Origin of the sequence: Streptomyces sp. NPDC056948, from assembly GCF_042674225.1 — a bacterium.
In the GTDB taxonomy this organism is placed as follows: domain Bacteria; phylum Actinomycetota; class Actinomycetes; order Streptomycetales; family Streptomycetaceae; genus Streptomyces; species Streptomyces purpurascens.
Window position 1 is genome coordinate 1 of the sequence record NZ_JBHUQX010000743.1, and the last position, 2,155, is coordinate 2,155.

Below are 2,155 nucleotides of genomic sequence, written 5' to 3' on the forward strand. Positions count from 1 at the left end.
GTTCGGGGACGGCGCCGCGGCGGTGGTCGCCGTCGGGTGCGAGCACCCCCTCGCACAGTCCGACGACCCCGCCGCTCCCGAAGTGCTCGCCTCGCGCAGCCGTCTCTACCCCGACTCGGAACACATGATGGGCTGGGAGATCGGCTCCGGCGGATTCAGAGTCGTGCTCGACTCCGCGGTCCCCGACCTGGTGCGCAGGTACGTCGGCGACGACGTCCGCGGCTTCCTCGCCGATCACGGACTGGCCTGCGGCGACCTCGACTGGTACGTCGCGCACCCCGGCGGGCCCAAGGTCCTCGAGGCGCTGCAGGACGCCCTCGGCGTCGAGCGCGACGCGTTGAGCGTGACCTGGGACTCGCTGCGCCGGATCGGCAATCTGTCCTCCTCCTCGGTGCTGCACGTCATGGCTGACACACTCGCCCACCGACCGCCCCCGCCCGGCTCCTACGGGCTCATGCTCGCCATGGGCCCGGGCTTCTGCTCCGAACTCGTGCTCCTTCGCGCCCCGGGCGGTGGCCGGTGACCAGCGAGATCCTGTTCACGATCCTGGTGCTGGCCGTGGGCCTGGAGCGGGTGGCCGAGCTGGCCGTCTCCCGCCGCAACGCCGCGTGGAGCCTCGCGCGGGGCGGCGTGGAGTGCGGTCAGGGGCACTACCCGTTCATGGTGGTGCTGCACACGGGCCTGCTCGTCGGCGTGCTCGCGGAGGTGTGGATGCGCCGGCCGGACGTCGTTCCGGCCCTGGCCTGGTCGATGCTCGCCCTCGTCGCGATCGCGCAGGGGCTGCGCTGGTGGTGCGTCGCCACCTTGGGCCGGCAGTGGAACACCCGGGTGATCGTCGTGCCGGGCGCCGCCCGAGTGACCGGCGGGCCCTACCGCTGGATCCCGCATCCGAACTATGTCGCCGTCGTCGTCGAAGGCCTCGCGCTGCCCCTCGTCCACTCCGCCTGGGCCACGGCGATCGTCTTCACCGCGCTGAACGGATCCCTGCTCGCCACCCGCATCCGCGCCGAGGACGCCGCCCTGGCACGGCTGGCCTGAGGAGGCACCCCCATGGATCTGCTCGTCGTCGGCGGCGGACCCGCGGGCCTGGCCACGGCCCTGCACGCGGCCCGGGCGGGGCTCGACGTCTCCGTCTGGGAGCAGCGCGCCGGCATCGTCGACAAGGCGTGTGGCGAGGGCCTGATGCCGGGCGCCGTCGCCGCCCTGGCGGCACTGGGCTTGCACCCGCCGGGGCACGACCTGCGAGGAATCCGCTACGTCGCAGGTCCTCGCAAGGTCGACGCCGACTTCCGAGGGGGCCCGGGGCGCGGGGTGCGCCGTACGACGCTGCACGCGCTGCTGCGCGGGGCGGTGCTGGCGGCGGGCGTACGCGTCGACGAGCGCATCGCGCGTCACGTCGAGCAGGACGAGGACGGGGTGGTGGTCGACGGCACCCGCGCCCACCACCTCGTGGCGGCCGACGGCCTGCACTCGCCGATCCGCCGCGCCCTCGGGCTGAACCGGCCGCGCCGGACCCGTCCGCGGCACGGGCTGCGGCGCCACTACACGCTCGCCCCCTGGAGCGACCACGTCGAGGTGTACTGGTCCCGCGAAGCGGAGGCCTATGTGACCCCGGTGGCCGACGACCTCGTGGGCGTCGCGGTCCTCACCACCGCCCGCCGCCCCTACGACGATCACCTCGCCGCCTTCCCCGAGCTGCGGGAGCGGCTGGCCGGGGCCGGCCCCGCCGGACCGGTACGGGGTGCGGGCCCGTTCCGCCAGACCGCGAGCGCGCGCACCGCCGGCCGGGTGCTGCTCGTGGGCGATGCCGCCGGCTACGTCGACGCACTGACCGGCGAGGGCATCGCCCTGGCGCTCGCGCAGGCGTCCGCCGCGGTCCGGGCCATCAGCGACGGTGACCTGACGGCCTACGAGAAGGAGTGGCGGCAGCTCACCCGGCGCTACCGCTGGCTGACGCACGCGCTCCTCGGCGCGACGAGACCGCTCCCGGCCCGCGCGGCGCTGGTGCCCGTCGCGCAACGCCTGCCGTGGCTGTTCTCCGCGGCCGTCGGCATGCTGGCGCGGCCGGCGGGGGAGCGGGCCGGGTCCGGCCGGCCGACCGGGTAGCGCTTGGCCCCCAGCCGGACGCGGGCGTCCGGCAGGGGGCCGACAGGAC

General features: G+C 75.4%; 3 protein-coding genes. All 3 read left to right on the forward strand.

What is annotated here, in order from left to right:
* On the forward strand, positions 1 to 523 hold a 523-nt coding region (locus ACFTZL_RS44235; RefSeq protein ID WP_382596113.1), incomplete at its 5' end, for a 3-oxoacyl-[acyl-carrier-protein] synthase III C-terminal domain-containing protein.
* Positions 520 to 1,038: an isoprenylcysteine carboxyl methyltransferase family protein gene (locus tag ACFTZL_RS44240; RefSeq protein ID WP_382596116.1), complete on the forward strand. Its 519-nt coding sequence runs from the start codon at positions 520 to 522 to the stop codon at positions 1,036 to 1,038. The genes ACFTZL_RS44235 and ACFTZL_RS44240, both read left to right, overlap by 4 nt.
* 12 nt (positions 1,039 to 1,050) lie before the next feature.
* Complete coding sequence (locus tag ACFTZL_RS44245) at positions 1,051 to 2,106, forward strand: NAD(P)/FAD-dependent oxidoreductase (RefSeq protein WP_382596119.1); 1,056 nt, start codon at positions 1,051 to 1,053, stop codon at positions 2,104 to 2,106.
* Positions 2,107 to 2,155 lie beyond the last annotated feature (49 nt).

Excerpts from the sequence above, each read along its gene's own strand:
- ACFTZL_RS44245 (WP_382596119.1), top strand. The coding sequence starts at position 1,051 with ATGGATCTGCTCGTCGTCGGCGGCGGACCCGCGGGCCTGGCCACGGCC.